Source organism: Alteromonas sp. 4NS20-0143 (genome assembly GCF_057542855.1).
Genome location: NZ_BAAJLR010000002.1, coordinates 85,710 through 101,547, shown reverse-complemented (window position 1 = coordinate 101,547; position 15,838 = coordinate 85,710). Strand labels below are relative to the sequence as shown.

Genomic DNA, 15,838 nt, shown 5'->3' with positions numbered 1-15,838 from the left:
GGTAACGTAACGATTATTGGTGGAGTCAATCATGCGTAAGATATCAGTAGTAATTAGCCTTTTATTGTTGGTGTGTAATGTGGCCAGCGCTAACCTCATTTTGAATGGCAGCTTTGAAAACAACGATATTAAAAGCAACAGTTGGAAAGCCTTTTCCGCGGGCTCTGTGGATGGATGGAGCGGCACTAATATGGAGCTATGGGATAATTTTCAAAATTTAAATGCTTTTGATGGTAGTCAATATGCAGAGCTAAATGCGAATGGGAACGGCGGTGAATACTCAATCCTTCAAACGTTTACCTCGAGCAAAGGAGCTACATATGACTTATCGTTTGCCTACGCTGCTCGCCGTAATGTCGACAGTTTTAAGCTCGAAATATTCAGTGGCGACAATGACTCTAATTTGTTGTTTAGCCAAGTTTTCAATGACCATAAAATTAAAAGCTGGAATGAATTTTACGGGCAATTTATTGCAGATTCAGTCTCTACAACCATTCGTTTTTCAACGATAAATAAAGGAACGCTTGGCAATTTCTTAGATAATATTGTTGTCAATCAAGCATCAGCGACAGCGGGTATTTCGAGTGTTTCTGTATCAGAGCCGATGAGTTTAGCCGTCTTGTCACTTTCTATTGTTGTTTTAATGAGAAGAAAGAAACGTAAATAATCTCGTTTTTTACTCAAATCTTTAAAGACCGTCAAAACTGACTTCGTTAGTTTGGCGGTTTTTTATGAGTTAAAGAAAGCTGAACGAGCAGTATTTATCAAAGCAGCATTTATAGAAAAAAAGCGACCTCATCAGGGGGATGCAAAGTTCACTGAATACCAATTTTCTTGCTGACTTCTCCACCCTAAAACAAATTATCCTGAAGAGGATTTTTTGTCATGGAGAGAGTCGGTAGAGAATAATCTGGATAGGCCTCGTTATATAAACTGATAAACAAAGACGCTAACCACGGCGCATCTTTATTATCTGGTCGGTGGCAGAAGAAGTAGGGAGACCTGCCTTCAACACGCCACTGATGAATCTTACTTACCCATGGACTAAGGCACGCGATATTGTCTGCTTCGTTATCGTTACCCACAAAGCGCACTACGGGCTTTTGGCCGGTAGCAATTACATTCACTGGCACTTTGGGCTTCTTACCTCTTACTTCGTTAACTATTTCACTGGTGATAGGTCCTGTGAACAGGGCTCTAGTATCCATAATGATGCGGTTTGCCTTGTGTTTAATCAGCAGTTGATTAAATGCTGTTTCAGCATCTGACTTAGCAAAAAACTGCCTATGTCGCACTTCTACAGCTACATCCATAGAGGCGGGAATGTGATTTAAAAATGCATCTAGCACAGCCAATTTGTCAGGACCAAAGCTAGCAGGTAGTTGAACCATCATCACGCCGAGCTTGTGCTTGAGAGGCGCGAGCAGTGACAACTGTTGCCGTATTTCATCTTCACAATGCTGTAATTGATTTACATGGGTGATTTGCTGGTTGAATTTGAAAGCAAAGGAGAAGTGTGAGGGCACGGAATCTGCCCAGCGCGCTACCGCATCTGCATCGGGAAGGGAATAGAAAGTGGTATTACCCTCAACGGAATTACATTCATTGGCGTAATGGATAAGCTGGCTTTGTGCCTTGGGAAATGAGGCAAACCATGAATTTGGCCAATGGCTGTGCTGCCACATGGGCAACCCAATGAATACAGGCGGTAAGTTTTGCTGGGCGTTAGCCATATTCGTTGCGGTATTGTTCATATTTGTCATTGGGCTTTACGACGCATTTGTTTATACTATGCGACCTTAAATCTAATACATTAAACGTGATGGCTTCTGTGGAGCTTCTTTACTAACAAACGTGCTTATAACTCCCTCGTGCTGCTAATTCGTATATGATTTTACGAATTAGCAAAAGAGGCGTCAGTGTAGAGCATTAGTTCAGGGCCATAAAGTACGCAAATCATCACGTTAAGCAAGAAAATTATCAGGGGTCAACGACCATGCGCACAGATTACTGTGGGAACATCGATTCAACTTACATTGGGCAAGAAGTCACACTTTGTGGCTGGGTTAACAAACGTCGTGACTTAGGTGGCGTAATCTTTATCGACCTTCGCGACAGAGAAGGGATTGTACAGGTTGTTTTCGACCCTGATTTACCTGATGTACTTTCTGTTGCTAACACCCTTCGCGGTGAGTTTTGTGTAAAGCTAACCGGTAAAGTTCGCGCTCGTCCAGAAGGACAGATTAATAAAGAAATGCGCACAGGTGGAATTGAGATATTAGGCACGGGCCTTGAGGTTATCAACAAATCTGACGTGCTTCCTCTAGACTGGAATCAAGAAAACTCTGAAGAGCAGCGCCTGCGCTACCGTTACCTCGACTTACGTCGCCCGGTAATGAGCCAGCGTTTACAGTTCAGAGCAAAAGTAACCGGCGCGGTTCGCCGCTTCTTGGAAGAAGAGGGTTTTTTAGACATCGAAACGCCTATTCTTACAAAGGCGACACCAGAAGGCGCGCGAGACTATTTGGTGCCAAGTCGTACGCACAAAGGTGAGTTTTTCGCACTACCTCAATCGCCTCAGCTGTTTAAACAATTGCTAATGATGTCGGGCATGGACCGCTATTACCAAATAGTGAAGTGTTTCAGAGACGAAGATTTACGTGCCGACCGTCAGCCAGAATTCACTCAAATCGATATCGAAACGACGTTCCTCGATGCGCAAAGCGTGATGGGTATTACCGAGCGTATGATCCGCGACTTGTTCAACAAGATGCTAGATGTAGACCTTGGCGATTTCCCTCAAATGACTTACGCAGAAGCGATGAAGCGCTTTGGAAGTGATAAGCCTGACTTGCGTAATCCACTTGAGCTTACTGACGTTGCCGATTTGCTTGAAAAAGTTGAGTTTAAAGTATTCAGTGGGCCTGCTAACGACCCGAAAGGCCGTGTAAGCGCCATTCGCGTGCCTGGCGGTGCAAAGCTTTCCCGTAAGCAAATAGACGAATACACCAAGTTTGTTGGTATTTACGGTGCAAAAGGCCTGGCGTGGGTTAAAGTGAACGAGCTTTCTCCTGGTCAAGAAGGCCTGCAGTCGCCAGTGCTTAAGTTCTTAAGCGAAGATGTGACCGATGCTATTATTCAGCGCACAGGTGCTCAAGCGGGTGACATTCTTTTATTCGGTGCGGATGATTACACCGTAGTGACAGAGGCCATGGGCGCACTTCGTCTAAAACTAGGTGAAGACTTTGAATTGCTAGAGGGTGAATGGAAGCCACTGTGGGTTGTTGATTTCCCTATGTTTGAGGAATTCGATGGTCAGCTTCACGCTATTCACCATCCATTCACTGCACCACGTGGGCTGACACCAGAAGAGTTGAAAGCCAATCCGGTTGGCGCATTGTCTGATGCCTACGACATGGTGCTTAACGGCGTTGAATTAGGCGGTGGCTCGGTTCGTATTCACGATGAGAATATGCAGTCTACCGTGTTCAATATTTTAGGAATAGACGACGAAGAAGCGAAAAATAAATTTGGTTTCTTGCTCGATGCCCTTCGTTTTGGTGCTCCGCCTCACGCAGGTTTAGCATTTGGTTTAGATCGCCTTGTCATGTTGATGACTGGGGCTACTTCTATTCGGGATGTGATGGCGTTTCCTAAAACCACCACTGCGGCTTGCCCACTCACATCGGCACCAAGCCCAGCTAACCCGCAGCAGCTTGAAGATTTGGCCATTGCGACGGTGAAGAAGCAATCTTAATTTATGGCCTATAAAAAGCCAGAATCAGCGCTGGTGGTGTTGTTCGATGAACACCACCGAGTGCTGTTATTGCAAAGAATGGATGATGCGTCTTTTTGGCAATCTGTCACTGGCGCATTAGAAGACGGCGAAATGCCCATTGAAACAGCCTATCGAGAGGTGGCTGAAGAAACCGGTATTGATGCCAAAGCCTTAGGTTTGTCCATCACCAACCACGACAAGCAAAACCAATACGTTATTCGCGAGCGATGGCGTCATCGTTACCCTCCGGGTACCCTTCACAATACTGAGCATGTATTTTCTCTTCAAGTGAGTAGTAAAACACCGATAACGCTTACCGAGCATCTTCAATACGAATGGGTGTCAAAAGATGAGGCGTTAGCACGCTTGTGGTCTCCTTCAAACAAAGAGGCGGTATCTTTGTTTGTACCGAGTAAGGCTTAATGGTTATACTGGGTATAGATCCAGGTTCTAGGATCACAGGCTACGGTTTAATAGCGCGAAAGCAGGGTAAGCTGGTATATGTGGCGAGCGGTTGCATTCGAGTAGGCACTACCGATTTACCTTCTCGTTTGGCAAATATTTTTACCGGCGTGAGCGACATCATTCGCCAATATAACCCATCACAGTTTGCTATCGAGCAAGTGTTTATGGCTAAAAATCCAGACTCTGCGTTAAAGCTAGGTCAGGCAAGGGGAGCTGCAATAGTGGCAGCAACCCAATTTCAGCTTCCTGTTGCCGAGTATAGTGCAAGACAAATTAAACAGGCAGTTGTGGGTAAAGGTAACGCTGATAAAACACAAGTTCAGCATATGGTGAAGCACCTACTGAACTTAAGCGGGACCCCTCAGGCCGATGCGGCAGATGCGCTTGCTGTGGCACTTTGCCATGCCAATACCGAACAAAGCCTTATCAATATGGCAGGCCAAGCACGGAAAACCGTTCGCGGTCGTTTGCGTTAATTTCCTAGAACCAATCCTTTTTAAGCATTCAAGCGCGCACAAAGAGAATATAAATGATTGGACGAATTCGCGGTACGTTGGCTGAAAAGCAGCCACCAGAAATTCTTGTAGATGTGGCCGGTGTAGGTTACGAAATACACATGCCTATGACGAGCTTTTACCAACTGCCTGCAGTAGGCGATGAAGTTGTGGTTTACACGCACTTTGTGGTTCGCGAGGATGCTCAGTTGCTGTTTGGTTTTGCCGATAAGTTAGAGCGCGGATTATTTCGAGAGCTGATAAAAGCAAATGGTGTTGGACCAAAACTCGGTTTGGCTATTTTATCGGGAATGTCGGCGCCACAGTTTCTGTCAAGCGTGCAAAATGAAGACGTTTCTGCGTTAGTCAGCTTACCGGGTATTGGCAAAAAAACCGCAGAGCGTTTAGTGGTTGAACTTAAAGACCGACTGGCCAAGTTTGGAAAAATGCAAAGTGTGGCTGTTCCCGCACCAAGCAGTGACCTGCTTTCTGGTAGTACCTTTGTTGCTGTAAACAGTGCACGAGAAGAAGCGCAAAGCGCACTCATTGCATTGGGTTATAAACCAGCGCAAGCCAGTAAGTTGGTGGATAGCGTTTACAAAGACGGTATGGAAAGTGAATCCCTGATACGCGAAGCGCTAAAAGCGGCCCTGTAATAACGGTGCGGTATAAAAAATACTGCAGCCATTTTATTAAAAAGTAGACGAACCATGATAGAAGCCGACAGACTGATAACGCCGGACGCCAGCACTGAAGATGAAGTAATAGATCGCGCTATTCGTCCAAAGATGTTGGATGACTATACGGGACAACCTCACGTTTGTGAGCAGATGGAAATTTTCATTCAGGCCGCACGCAATCGAGAAGACGCCCTTGATCACCTTCTTATATTTGGTCCCCCAGGACTGGGTAAAACAACCCTAGCGAACATTGTTGCGAATGAAATGGGCGTTAATATTAAAACCACGTCTGGGCCGGTATTAGAAAAAGCGGGTGATTTAGCCGCACTTTTGACTAACCTTGAAAAAAACGACGTTCTTTTTATTGATGAAATACATCGCTTGAGCCCCGTAGTGGAAGAAATCCTCTACCCTGCAATGGAAGATTATCAGCTCGATATTATGATAGGCGAGGGACCGGCTGCTCGTTCGATAAAGCTCGACCTGCCTCCGTTTACGCTGGTAGGTGCAACAACCCGTGCTGGCTCACTGACGTCTCCGCTACGAGATCGTTTTGGTATCGTACAGCGCCTTGAGTTTTATTCAGTGAAAGACCTAACGTCTATTGTGTCTAGAAGCGCTAGCTACCTGAATTTATCAATGACCGAAGAGGGTTCTAGAGAAATAGCCTGTCGAGCTAGAGGCACGCCTCGTATTGCCAATCGTCTATTACGACGAGTGCGAGACTATGCAGAAATAAAGTCTGATGGCACCGTTGGCGCTGACACAGCGGCAAAAGCCCTTGATATGCTCGATGTGGACAAGGAGGGGTTTGACTATATGGACAGAAAATTGCTTTCGGCCATTATAGAAAAATTCGATGGCGGTCCTGTGGGCTTAGATAATCTCGCCGCAGCTATCGGAGAAGAGAAAGAAACCATCGAAGATGTCATTGAACCCTTCCTTATTCAGCAGGGCTTTTTGCAGCGAACGCCGAGAGGTCGTATAGCGTCTCAGCGTGCCTACCTTCATTTTGGGTTTACCCCTGCGAGTTAGTATTTCTACTTAAACTGAGAGCCTTGGTAAATCCAAGGCAAAAAAAAGCCCGCTCATAGAGCGGGCTAAAACAACAAGTGTTGAAGGAAATAAATCCAGGGAACTCATGTCTAACAGGAGATTAACTCGTGCATGACCGTGCTAAGCACCATCACGCTCTGTGCGACTGATGCGATGCATTATAGAGACCTTCTAAAAATGCACAATTGAGTAAAATTATATTTTTGAGTTAGAAAAACTAATGCGTTAATTGAATGTTGCGCATTAGTTGTGAAAACATTAAGGCTCAGGCTTGATGCTGTCTTAAGGCTTGTTTTAAAATGTTGTTTATCGCAATTTAGCTACTATTAATCTGCCTTATAGATGAATTTATTTATTGTTTAGGGAATAGTTATGCATGAACATCAAATAAGAGTGTATTACGAAGATACGGATGCTGGCGGTATCGTGTATTACGCTAATTATCTTAAGTTTATGGAGAGGGCGCGTACTGAGTGGCTTAGAGGCCTAGGGTTTGAGCAAGACACTTTAATGGAACAATCCATCGCTTTTGTCGTCAAACGCGTTGAGATGCATAACTATGCGCCAGCGAGGTTCAATGAACTGTTGAGTATTGAGACTCGCGTTGTAGAATTAAAAGGCGCTAGTATGACGTTTCAACAAATCATAAATAATAACAACGGCATAAAATTAGTATCTGCGGATATTCAAGTTGCCTGTGTCGATTTAGCGGCTATGAAGCCAAAACGACTACCACGTACTTTGTTAGGGGAAATTTCGCGTGTCATCTGATCTCACATTTATCGGCTTGTTTTTACAAGCAAGTTTTATTGTTCAACTCGTAATGCTGTTGTTGCTAAGCGTCTCAGTAGCATCATGGACCTTTATCTTTCAGCGCAGTAAAGCCCTTAATGCGGCGCGTTCTGAAATGCGCCAATTTGAAGATAAATTCTGGTCTGGTGCCGATCTCAACAAGCTCTATCAAGAGTTATCATCAAGAGCCAGCCTTACCGGCATGAGCAGCATTTTTTGTTCAGGTTTTAAAGAGTTCGTGAGATTACGTAAATCCAATACCCCAACAAACGGCATTGTTGATGGCACTTACCGCGCTATGCGAGTGTCTATGTCTCGTCAGGTAGAAGAGCTTGAGAGTCGCCTACCGTTTTTAGCAACGGCAGGCTCTATCAGCCCATACATTGGCCTATTCGGTACGGTGTGGGGAATTATGAATGCGTTTATCGCACTAGGTGAAGTACAGCAAGCCACCCTTGCGATGGTTGCGCCTGGAATAGCAGAAGCGCTTATCGCTACTGCTATTGGTTTATTTGCTGCAATTCCTGCGGTTATTGCTTACAACCGTTTCAGCCATCAAGTTGAAAAGTTGGAAAATAGCTACGGTAATTTCATGGAAGAATTCTCAGCAATTCTTCAGCGTCAGGCTGCTGCCCAAGCACATCAGGTTTAAGCGTTACTGCGGAGGTTGTTGCTATGTATGTGAGAAAACGCCGTAGGCCGGTATCAGAAATAAATGTAGTGCCTTACATCGACGTTATGTTGGTGCTGCTTATTATCTTTATGGTGACTGCCCCCCTCATTTCTCAGGGGGTAAAAGTGGATTTGCCGAAGGCAAGTGCAAACCCTATAGAGCAGGAGGATAACCCGCCTATTATCGCGTCGGTTGATGTGAAGGGGAGGTACTTCCTCAATGTGGGTGACGATCAAGAGTCGCCAATTAGTGAAGAAGAGCTTGGGGCTATAGTCAGTGCCCAATTGCAGAAGTCGCCAAACACGCCTGTGGTGGTGAAAGGTGACGGGCAGGTGGCTTATAACGAGGTTATTCAGCTAATGGTGTTACTGCAACAAGCAGGCGTCCCTTCGGTGGGTTTAATGACCGACCCTGTTGAGTAGGCGCAGCATGTCTAACCCTACTAAACCGAATAGTCCCTCAAATAGCAGGCAAGCTAGCGCTAACAATCCGTCTCAAAGCAGTTCGCCGGGCGGTGCTGACAGCTTCACGAATAGCCGCAGCGCGAGAGCACCTTCAAAACCCAATGATAAGCAGGGGCTTTATAAGTCCCTAGCGCTTCACTCCGTGGTTGCCATGGTGTTGCTAATAAGCGTCAGTTTCTCTCCCGATCCTCTGCCTAGCCTACCGAGTAATGCACCCACAATAGAAGCAACATTTATTGATGCGCAGGCTATTGCGGATAAAAAACGAGTAGAAGCTCAGGCGCAGGCACAAGCTCGCGCTGAAGAAGCTGAAAAGCAGCGTCAAGCCGCAGCCGCAGCTGAGCAAAAACGACAGCAAGCCCTTGCAAACAAAAGAGCGAGGGAAAAGCGAGAAGCCGAAGCTGCAGAGGTTAAGAGACAAAAAGAACTAGAGCGATTAGCGGCGCAAAAGGAAAAAGAACGTAAAGCGCGAGAGGCAAAAGCGAAAGAAGATGCAATAAAAAAACAAAAAGAAGCTGCTGAACAAGCAGAAATGGAAAGAATTATGCAAGAGCAACTTGCTCAAGAGCGCGCTGCACAGCAACAAAGGCGTCAAAAACAAGTTCTCACGGAAGTTGAGCGATATACAGCATTGATACAGCAAACCATAAAACGGAATTTGTACTCAGATGATAGTTTTGACGGGAAAGTGTGTAGACTGAATATCCGGCTAGCGACAACGGGTTTTGTGACCAGTATTCGGGTTTTAGATGGCAATGACGCACTGTGTCGGGCGGCAGAAAGTGCAGTTCGACGTGCAGACAAGCTTCCGGTGTCTGATGCCCCCGACGTTTACGAGCAGTTAAAAGATATAACTTTAAAAGTGGAATTATAGCGGTATGAAAAAACTAGGTTTATGGATAGCAATGATTTCCCTAGCGGTGAGTGCAAATGCATTTGCCTCTCTGGAGATTGTCATTACCGAAGGGGTGGATAGTGCAAGGCCTATCGGTATTGTCCCTTTTAAGTGGAAAGGCGAAGGCGCACCTCCTGGGAACATTTCACAAGTTGTTCGCGCAGACTTAATGCGTAGCGGTAAGTTTAATCCTATCTCAGTAGATAGCATGCCCCAGTATCCAGAGACGGCAGAAGAGGTGAGTTACACTGCATGGGCAACACTTGGGGTTGATACCGTATTAGTAGGTAGCATTGAGCAGCAAACCGCTGATAAGTACATCGTGTCGTATCAACTGATCGATATTTTGAAAGGTCAGCTTGATGGCGGAAAAGCAAAAGTCTTAAAAGAGGGGACGTTGGTAACGAGCAATGAGCACGTTATTTTGGCGCGCCAAGCGTCGATAAGTGCGCGAGACTTCCGCCAATACGCCCACCGAGTCAGTGATATTGTGTATGAAAAGCTTACCGGTGTTCGAGGTGCATTCTTAACGAAAATAGCCTATGTGATCGTTCGCGATAGGGAAACCGTTAAAAAACCGTATCAATTAGTGATTGCTGATTATGATGGTGAGAACGAAATTAGGCTTCTTTCATCACCGGAGCCATTGATGTCGCCAGTATGGTCGCCAGATGGTGAGCGCTTAGCGTATGTGAGCTTCGAGAACAGAAGACCACAAATATTTATTCAAGATATATACACCAGTGAACGTACGCGTATTACTGATTTTCCTGGAATTAACAGTAGTCCGGCGTTTTCGCCAGACGGCAAACAACTTGCCATGGTGCTGTCAAAAGACGGGAATCCTGAGATTTACATCATGGATTTAGCGACGAAAAACTTACGTCGTATTACGCGCAACAGAGCGATTGACACAGAGCCGGCTTGGCTTCCGGACGGCAGTGGCTTAATTTTTAGCTCGGAACGGGGTGGTAAACCTCAGATATATAGCGTAAATTTAAATTCAAGGAAAGTAAGGCGAGTCACCTTTGTCGGTGAACAAAACCTTGGCGGAACTTTAACGCCTGACGGTAAACAAATGGTAGTAGTTAACCAAACAAATGGTAACTACCATATTGCCAAGCAAGCGCTAGACGAAGACTCTTTGCAAGTTCTTACTAGAACGTATTTAGATGAGTCGCCAAGTGTAGCGCCGAACGGAAGCATGATTATTTACAGTACCCTTCACGAGGGCAAGCAAGTGCTATCACTTGTCTCTCTAGACGGGCGCTTTAAAGCTAGGTTACCAGCAGCCAATGGGCAAGTGAAATCGCCAAGTTGGTCACCATTTTTGTTCTAACAATTTAACGACTAAACAATAAAATTAAGGATTAGTAGGATGCAAATGAATAAAGTGATGAAAAGCTTCATTATCGCCTTGCCAGTAGTGACAATGATGGCATGTTCGTCGGGACCTAGCGAAGAAGAGTTAGCGGCAGAACGCAACCGTATGGCACAAGAACAAGCTCAAGCAGAAACTGAAGCCCGTGAAGCGGAAGCTCAGCGTGTAGAAGCAGAAGCTGCTCAGCGTATGAAGCGCCAAGAAGAAATGGTTCAGCAAGAAATGGAAGCGCTCAAAAATGAGCAAACGGTATACTTCGATTTCGACCGCGCTAGCATTAAGCCAGAATTTCAACGTGTTTTAGACAAGCACGCAATGTTCTTAGTTAAAAACCCTAACATGAACGTTACTGTTGAAGGTCATACCGACAGTCGTGGTACGCCTGAATACAACATCGCACTTGGCGAGCGTCGTGCTCAGTCGGTAGAAACCTACCTACTAAACGCGGGTGTAAGTAGCAGCCAGGTAACGGTTGTTTCTTACGGCGAAGAAAAGCCTGCGGTAATGGGTTCAACTGAATATGCATTCGCGCAAAACCGTCGCGGAGTGGTTGTATACCGCTAATGGCAGCTTCAGTAAGAGACACCATTAAGTGGGGCGTTACGCTATGTGCCGCCCTCACAGCCTCTACTGGCTTCGCACAGGCACCTGTTGTTAATGCAAATGGCGGCAGCGAGCTTGAACAACGTATCGTTGTGCTAGAGCGTATTGTAAAAAGTCGAACTGAGATGCAGCATAGAATGCAAACTCAGCTAGATAATATGCAAAACGAGGTGGACCAGCTTCGCGGTGCAGTTGAGGTTAATACCAATGAACTTCAAAAAGTACTGGAACGCCAGCGAGAGCTCTATCTAGAAATAGATAAACGGGTAGAGGCCCTCAAGCAAAGTGGCGCGTTAACAAGCACGAGCTCCTCTGGTGCGGTAAGCACAGTGCCGGAATCGGCACCAGCATCGCCTGTGCAGGTTGGAGAAAGCGAAGCTTATGAGAGTGCTGTTAACCTCATATTGAAGTCGCGAGAGTACGACAAAGCGATACCTGCTTTCCAGTCTTTCATCGAGCGTTTTCCAAACAGTGAATATGCGCCAAATGCGCATTACTGGCTTGGGCAGCTGTTGTTTAACAAGCAACAGTGGAGCGATGCAAGCGAGCAATTCAATATTGTGGTCAATCGGTTCTCAAGTTCAACGAAGCGACCTGATGCGCTATTAAAACTTGGTGTTATTGCTGAGAGAAATGGTGACAACGCATCGGCACGTCAACTATTTTTGCAAGTAGTGAACGAACACCCCGATTCATCTGCTAAACGTTTAGCAGAATCAAGATTAAACAACTTGTAATAATTAAAGCCCCTTTAAAGGGGCTTTTTTATTCTACCATCTAAGTAATAAAACAAGTTTGTCACGGTTTAATAACAACTTTTTTATCGCATTGAAAATCGTAAATGTGAGATTTTTCAATTAAACATCCAGTGGCGCGGTACAAATACTCAGCTATTTGTTTTCATTTTGACCGCTTAGTCCTGTTTTAATGAAAATATCAAAATAAAAGGGCATTATGGGTTGCGTCAGATAAAAATCTGAGTATTATATGCCGCCGTTGCCTAGACACAGGCAACAACCGAAAAGATGGGTCGTTAGCTCAGTTGGTAGAGCAGTTGACTTTTAATCAATTGGTCGCTGGTTCGAATCCAGCACGACCCACCACTTCTTTTCAAGCTTCAAATGATGGGTCGTTAGCTCAGTTGGTAGAGCAGTTGACTTTTAATCAATTGGTCGCTGGTTCGAATCCAGCACGACCCACCATCATTTAAGCTGCTATACTGTATTTTTTCGTTAATACATTTTGTGTCATTGGATGGGTCGTTAGCTCAGTTGGTAGAGCAGTTGACTTTTAATCAATTGGTCGCTGGTTCGAATCCAGCACGACCCACCATCCCTTTCCTAGACTAATTAAACATTCCCGCGTTAGAATTCAAAACTCAGATATCTTTATCAAAACGCATCATCGTTTTAAGTACACTGCCACACATCCCTAGCTAAGTTTTAGCGCACGAATACAATATCAACTGCCGTCCTAATCGCTTCAGATGTAGGCTCTTCAAACATTCTTTATCGCAGATACTTTGATCTCACAATTTGCGTTCCTAGTATCGATTATTATGAGCAGTCTCATAAGCAGTTTTGCAGGTACTGTAGTAGCCATTTTGAAACATTCGCTACTCCCGCGATGAGTATCAGACGTTAATAGCCGACAGCTTACAACGTTAAGACCTTTTATTACGCTATTGTTGATCATGTAGTGTGTAATTTTTATGACACTTGGGTATAATCGCGACCCTTGTCGCAATTGAGATGTAGGTAAATGTCAGTAGCATTTCGTGTGGAGCAGGTGGATTACCCGTTCCCAGCAAAACCACAGCCATTATCAGAAGCACGTAAAGCCGAGTTAAAGGCAGAAATAAAAGCCTTACTTAAGGCGCGTAACGCCGTGCTTGTAGCCCATTACTACACCGACCACGAAATTCAGGCATTAGCTGAAGAAACGGGTGGTTGTGTTGCCGACTCTTTAGAAATGGCGAGATTTGGGCGTGACGCAGAAGAACAAACTCTGATTGTAGCTGGCGTTCGCTTTATGGGCGAAACGGCCAAAATACTCAGCCCTGAAAAAACAGTGCGCATGCCAACCCTAGAGGCAACGTGTTCATTGGACATTGGTTGTCCAGCAAAAGAATTCAGTGAGTTTTGCGACCAGCATCCTGATCACACTGTTGTTGTGTATGCCAACACCTCTGCTGCAGTGAAAGCGCGTGCCGACTGGGTAGTAACATCGAGTATTGCTTTAGAAATCGTAGAGCACCTCGACAGTCAGGGCAAAAAGATAATTTGGGGCCCAGACAGACATCTAGGTGCATACATTGCCAAGCAAACCGGTGCCGACATGCTAATGTGGCAGGGTGAGTGTATTGTTCACGATGAGTTTTCTTCACAAAAACTTGGTGACATGAAAGCCCTTTATCCCAACGCCGCAGTGTTAGTACACCCAGAGTCGCCAGCCAGTGTTGTAGACATGGCGGATGCAGTTGGTTCTACAAGTCAGCTGATTAAAGCATCGCAAGAAATGGAAAATGACACCTTTATTGTTGCTACCGACAAAGGTATTTTCTACAAGATGCAGCAACTAGAGCCAAATAAGACGTTTATAGAGGCTCCAACGGGCGGTAACGGCGCTACGTGCAAAAGTTGTGCTCACTGCCCATGGATGGCAATGAACGGGTTAGAGGCGATTAAGGCGTCGTTAACCGAGGGTAGTGATGGGCACGAAATTTTTGTCGATGATTCACTTCGCACTGACGCGCTTATTCCACTTGATCGCATGCTGCAATTTTCAGCTGAATTGAAAGCAAAGGGCGGCTTGTAGTAAATAGTCTGTTTTATAAGCACTTGCATACTTATTTTAAGCAAGTTCTTGATAATAGCCGCGGGTTTACCTAATATACGCGCGCTCAAGAAGTTTCGTAACCGAAACTTTCTTGATAAAAAATTTGGAGAGGTGGCTGAGTGGCTGAAGGCGCACGCCTGGAAAGTGTGTTTAGGGTTAAACCTAACGAGGGTTCGAATCCCTCTCTCTCCGCCATAATTGTCAATAAAACCAGTGACTTAGTCGCTGGTTTTTTTGTTTGGGATCACTTTGGGATCTTTGCGGCTAAGTTTTGACAAGTGTATATCATTTTCTTTGGGCGACAAAATAGCGTTTAGAGGCTTTTGAAAACGGCCTAATTATTTGTTCAATCTGGAACTATACCGTTGGATGGGTACTGAAAAATCTCACCAGGGAAGGAATTTAGTCTGAGCTTTGCAGCGAAGATTCCTTTTTATATATTAAAAGGTCATTAAAATCAATAGGTAAACGAAATTGAGTTTACCCTGAAACTATCTGTAACAGCCGCAAAAGCATTCTGCAAAGCAAACGATATCAAAAATTTGGATATCCGCTCCACAACATCAATAAGATTGCTCATCAGAGCAGATAAAAAATTGTATCGAATTCCAGCTACGGATATTGATACGTCTAAAACATGTCTCTACAAAGCCGCCGAATTGGTAAAAGAGTATAAGCAGCTCGCAAAATACAATTTTAATAAATTTCTGCTTCTAGCATCAGCCACGAACCGCCTTGATAAATACGACATGGCTAACTACATAAATACCTTTTTAGAAATCAAGCGCCATAAACTGGCTTCTTGCACCTATAAGAACTATGTACGAAAAATTAGAAAACATATAAAGCCTAAATTCGAATCCGTTTGTGTTACAGAAATCTCTCCATTGGATATTGAGAAATGGGTAGCAATAGAGCTAGCGTATTTGAGCGACAAAACCATCAAAGAATTAGTCAGTCTTCTTTCTCAAATAATTACTATTGCACAGTTAGAGGGAGTGATAGACAAACATCCAATAGCCTCACTCACTACTTCGAGGGTGCTAAAGTTAAAAGCTTCTTTTAGTCAGCCAGATCCCTTCACTCAACGTGAAATTACACTTATAGCTTCGACAGAAACTCCGCGAAAATCAGAACAAAATATGGTGCTTTTCAATTGCTATGCAGGTCTAAGATTAAGTGAGCTTATGGCTTTGGCCTGGGAGGACATCGACTTTGAACGAAATATTATTCATATCCAAAGAGCAGTGGTAGAGAGGGACTATAAAACACCTAAAACGGAATCAAGTATAAGAATAGTAGAGTTATTACCAAAAGCTCGAGAGATACTGATGAGGCAAAAAATGTTGAGGCCCTCCCCAATTTCAAATATTTCAGTTACTCAGCCAGACAATCGTAGCCAAAAGCAACAAGAGGTAACTTTTGTGTTCTTCGACTCAAGAACGGGGCTGGCATTATCTCATGACAATCAGTTTCGGAACGTAACTTATAAAAAGCTGCTTATAAAAAGTGGGGTTCGTTTGCGGGGAATTAACCAAACTAGACACACATATGCCTCGCATCTTATATCGGCAGGCCTTCCGCTGGCTTGGGTAGCACGGCAAATGGGTCATAACAGTATAAAAATGATAGAAAAGCATTACAGCAAGTGGTTACTCACTAATAACGAAGACATGTTAGCCATGGCCTCTAGTGCGTTTTAAATATCCAGTAATCGTG

General features: G+C 44.7%; 16 protein-coding genes and 4 tRNA genes. 19 read left to right on the top strand and 1 reads right to left on the bottom strand.

Going from position 1 to position 15,838, the window contains the following annotated elements:
* The first annotated feature begins 31 nt into the window (after positions 1-31).
* Positions 32-667 carry a DUF642 domain-containing protein gene (locus AC27HD_RS04225; protein WP_487104037.1) on the top strand — a complete coding sequence of 212 codons (636 nt, stop codon included), beginning with the start codon at positions 32-34 and terminating at the stop codon, positions 665-667.
* A gap of 184 nt (positions 668-851) precedes the next feature.
* Here the strand turns inward: AC27HD_RS04225 and AC27HD_RS04220 are convergent, their stop codons facing one another.
* A complete protein-coding gene (locus AC27HD_RS04220) occupies positions 852-1,763 on the bottom strand; it encodes a DUF72 domain-containing protein (protein ID WP_487104035.1) in 912 nt (303 codons plus the stop codon).
* Positions 1,764-1,996: 233 nt separating this feature from the next.
* Here AC27HD_RS04220 and aspS point away from each other — a divergent pair, with 233 nt between their 5' ends.
* The 18 genes from aspS (at position 1,997) to AC27HD_RS04130 (ending at position 15,822) form a co-directional block, all read left to right on the top strand.
* Positions 1,997-3,757 (top strand): aspartate--tRNA ligase, encoded by a 1,761-nt coding sequence (gene aspS, locus AC27HD_RS04215; RefSeq protein ID WP_487104033.1) that lies wholly within the window; start codon positions 1,997-1,999, stop codon positions 3,755-3,757.
* Between the two features lie 3 nt (positions 3,758-3,760).
* Entirely contained in the window at positions 3,761-4,201 is a 441-nt protein-coding gene (nudB, locus tag AC27HD_RS04210) for a dihydroneopterin triphosphate diphosphatase (RefSeq protein ID WP_349378993.1), read from the top strand.
* Positions 4,201-4,719 (top strand): crossover junction endodeoxyribonuclease RuvC, encoded by a 519-nt coding sequence (gene ruvC / locus AC27HD_RS04205; RefSeq protein ID WP_487104031.1) that lies wholly within the window; start codon positions 4,201-4,203, stop codon positions 4,717-4,719. Before nudB ends, ruvC begins: the two co-directional genes overlap by 1 nt.
* Positions 4,720-4,772: 53 nt before the next feature.
* Positions 4,773-5,393: a Holliday junction branch migration protein RuvA gene (gene ruvA / locus AC27HD_RS04200; protein WP_032096021.1), complete on the top strand. Its 621-nt coding sequence runs from the start codon at positions 4,773-4,775 to the stop codon at positions 5,391-5,393.
* Between the two features lie 54 nt (positions 5,394-5,447).
* Complete coding sequence (ruvB, locus tag AC27HD_RS04195) at positions 5,448-6,452, top strand: Holliday junction branch migration DNA helicase RuvB (RefSeq protein ID WP_487104028.1); 1,005 nt, start codon at positions 5,448-5,450, stop codon at positions 6,450-6,452.
* Positions 6,453-6,845: 393 nt separating this feature from the next.
* On the top strand, positions 6,846-7,244 hold the full coding sequence (gene ybgC / locus AC27HD_RS04190) for a tol-pal system-associated acyl-CoA thioesterase (protein WP_487104027.1): 399 nt from the start codon (positions 6,846-6,848) through the stop codon (positions 7,242-7,244).
* Positions 7,234-7,917 (top strand): protein TolQ, encoded by a 684-nt coding sequence (tolQ, locus tag AC27HD_RS04185; protein ID WP_487104025.1) that lies wholly within the window; start codon positions 7,234-7,236, stop codon positions 7,915-7,917. The genes ybgC and tolQ overlap by 11 nt, the downstream gene beginning before the upstream one ends.
* Before the next feature lie 23 nt (positions 7,918-7,940).
* Positions 7,941-8,360 carry a protein TolR gene (gene tolR / locus AC27HD_RS04180; RefSeq protein ID WP_163105423.1) on the top strand — a complete coding sequence of 140 codons (420 nt, stop codon included), beginning with the start codon at positions 7,941-7,943 and terminating at the stop codon, positions 8,358-8,360.
* Between the two features lie 193 nt (positions 8,361-8,553).
* On the top strand, positions 8,554-9,276 hold the full coding sequence (gene tolA / locus AC27HD_RS04175; RefSeq protein ID WP_487104684.1) for a cell envelope integrity protein TolA: 723 nt from the start codon (positions 8,554-8,556) through the stop codon (positions 9,274-9,276).
* Positions 9,277-9,280: 4 nt separating this feature from the next.
* Positions 9,281-10,636 (top strand): Tol-Pal system beta propeller repeat protein TolB, encoded by a 1,356-nt coding sequence (gene tolB, locus AC27HD_RS04170; protein ID WP_487104023.1) that lies wholly within the window; start codon positions 9,281-9,283, stop codon positions 10,634-10,636.
* 39 nt (positions 10,637-10,675) lie between these two features.
* Positions 10,676-11,242, top strand: a complete 567-nt coding sequence (gene pal / locus AC27HD_RS04165; RefSeq protein WP_032096027.1) for a peptidoglycan-associated lipoprotein Pal — start codon at positions 10,676-10,678, stop codon at positions 11,240-11,242.
* Entirely contained in the window at positions 11,242-12,018 is a 777-nt protein-coding gene (gene ybgF / locus AC27HD_RS04160) for a tol-pal system protein YbgF (protein WP_487104020.1), read from the top strand. The genes pal and ybgF overlap by 1 nt, the downstream gene beginning before the upstream one ends.
* Before the next feature lie 290 nt (positions 12,019-12,308).
* Positions 12,309-12,384 (top strand) — tRNA-Lys (locus tag AC27HD_RS04155).
* A 23-nt stretch (positions 12,385-12,407) separates the two neighbouring features.
* Positions 12,408-12,483: transfer RNA gene (locus tag AC27HD_RS04150), tRNA-Lys, on the top strand.
* A 54-nt stretch (positions 12,484-12,537) separates the two neighbouring features.
* Positions 12,538-12,613: transfer RNA gene (locus AC27HD_RS04145), tRNA-Lys, on the top strand.
* A gap of 429 nt (positions 12,614-13,042) precedes the next feature.
* Positions 13,043-14,098, top strand: a complete 1,056-nt coding sequence (gene nadA, locus AC27HD_RS04140; RefSeq protein WP_487104018.1) for a quinolinate synthase NadA — start codon at positions 13,043-13,045, stop codon at positions 14,096-14,098.
* Positions 14,099-14,224: 126 nt separating this feature from the next.
* Positions 14,225-14,314: transfer RNA gene (locus tag AC27HD_RS04135), tRNA-Ser, on the top strand.
* A gap of 347 nt (positions 14,315-14,661) precedes the next feature.
* Positions 14,662-15,822, top strand: a complete 1,161-nt coding sequence (locus tag AC27HD_RS04130) for a site-specific integrase (RefSeq protein WP_487104016.1) — start codon at positions 14,662-14,664, stop codon at positions 15,820-15,822.
* The last annotated feature ends 16 nt before the right edge of the window (positions 15,823-15,838 follow it).

What these genes read in the sequence shown, in the direction of transcription:
- aspS (WP_487104033.1), top strand. Translation starts at nt 1,997, where the DNA reads ATGCGCACAGATTACTGTGGGAACATCGATTCAACTTACATTGGGCAA.
- ybgC (WP_487104027.1), top strand. Translation starts at nt 6,846, where the DNA reads ATGCATGAACATCAAATAAGAGTGTATTACGAAGATACGGATGCTGGC.
- AC27HD_RS04225 (WP_487104037.1), top strand. Translation starts at nt 32, where the DNA reads ATGCGTAAGATATCAGTAGTAATTAGCCTTTTATTGTTGGTGTGTAAT.
- ruvA (WP_032096021.1), top strand. Translation starts at nt 4,773, where the DNA reads ATGATTGGACGAATTCGCGGTACGTTGGCTGAAAAGCAGCCACCAGAA.
- tolA (WP_487104684.1), top strand. Translation starts at nt 8,554, where the DNA reads ATGGTGTTGCTAATAAGCGTCAGTTTCTCTCCCGATCCTCTGCCTAGC.
- nadA (WP_487104018.1), top strand. Translation starts at nt 13,043, where the DNA reads ATGTCAGTAGCATTTCGTGTGGAGCAGGTGGATTACCCGTTCCCAGCA.
- ruvB (WP_487104028.1), top strand. Translation starts at nt 5,448, where the DNA reads ATGATAGAAGCCGACAGACTGATAACGCCGGACGCCAGCACTGAAGAT.
- tolR (WP_163105423.1), top strand. Translation starts at nt 7,941, where the DNA reads ATGTATGTGAGAAAACGCCGTAGGCCGGTATCAGAAATAAATGTAGTG.
- nudB (WP_349378993.1), top strand. Translation starts at nt 3,761, where the DNA reads ATGGCCTATAAAAAGCCAGAATCAGCGCTGGTGGTGTTGTTCGATGAA.
- AC27HD_RS04220 (WP_487104035.1), bottom strand. Translation starts at nt 1,763, where the DNA reads ATGACAAATATGAACAATACCGCAACGAATATGGCTAACGCCCAGCAA.
- pal (WP_032096027.1), top strand. Translation starts at nt 10,676, where the DNA reads ATGCAAATGAATAAAGTGATGAAAAGCTTCATTATCGCCTTGCCAGTA.
- tolB (WP_487104023.1), top strand. Translation starts at nt 9,281, where the DNA reads ATGAAAAAACTAGGTTTATGGATAGCAATGATTTCCCTAGCGGTGAGT.
- ybgF (WP_487104020.1), top strand. Translation starts at nt 11,242, where the DNA reads ATGGCAGCTTCAGTAAGAGACACCATTAAGTGGGGCGTTACGCTATGT.
- ruvC (WP_487104031.1), top strand. Translation starts at nt 4,201, where the DNA reads ATGGTTATACTGGGTATAGATCCAGGTTCTAGGATCACAGGCTACGGT.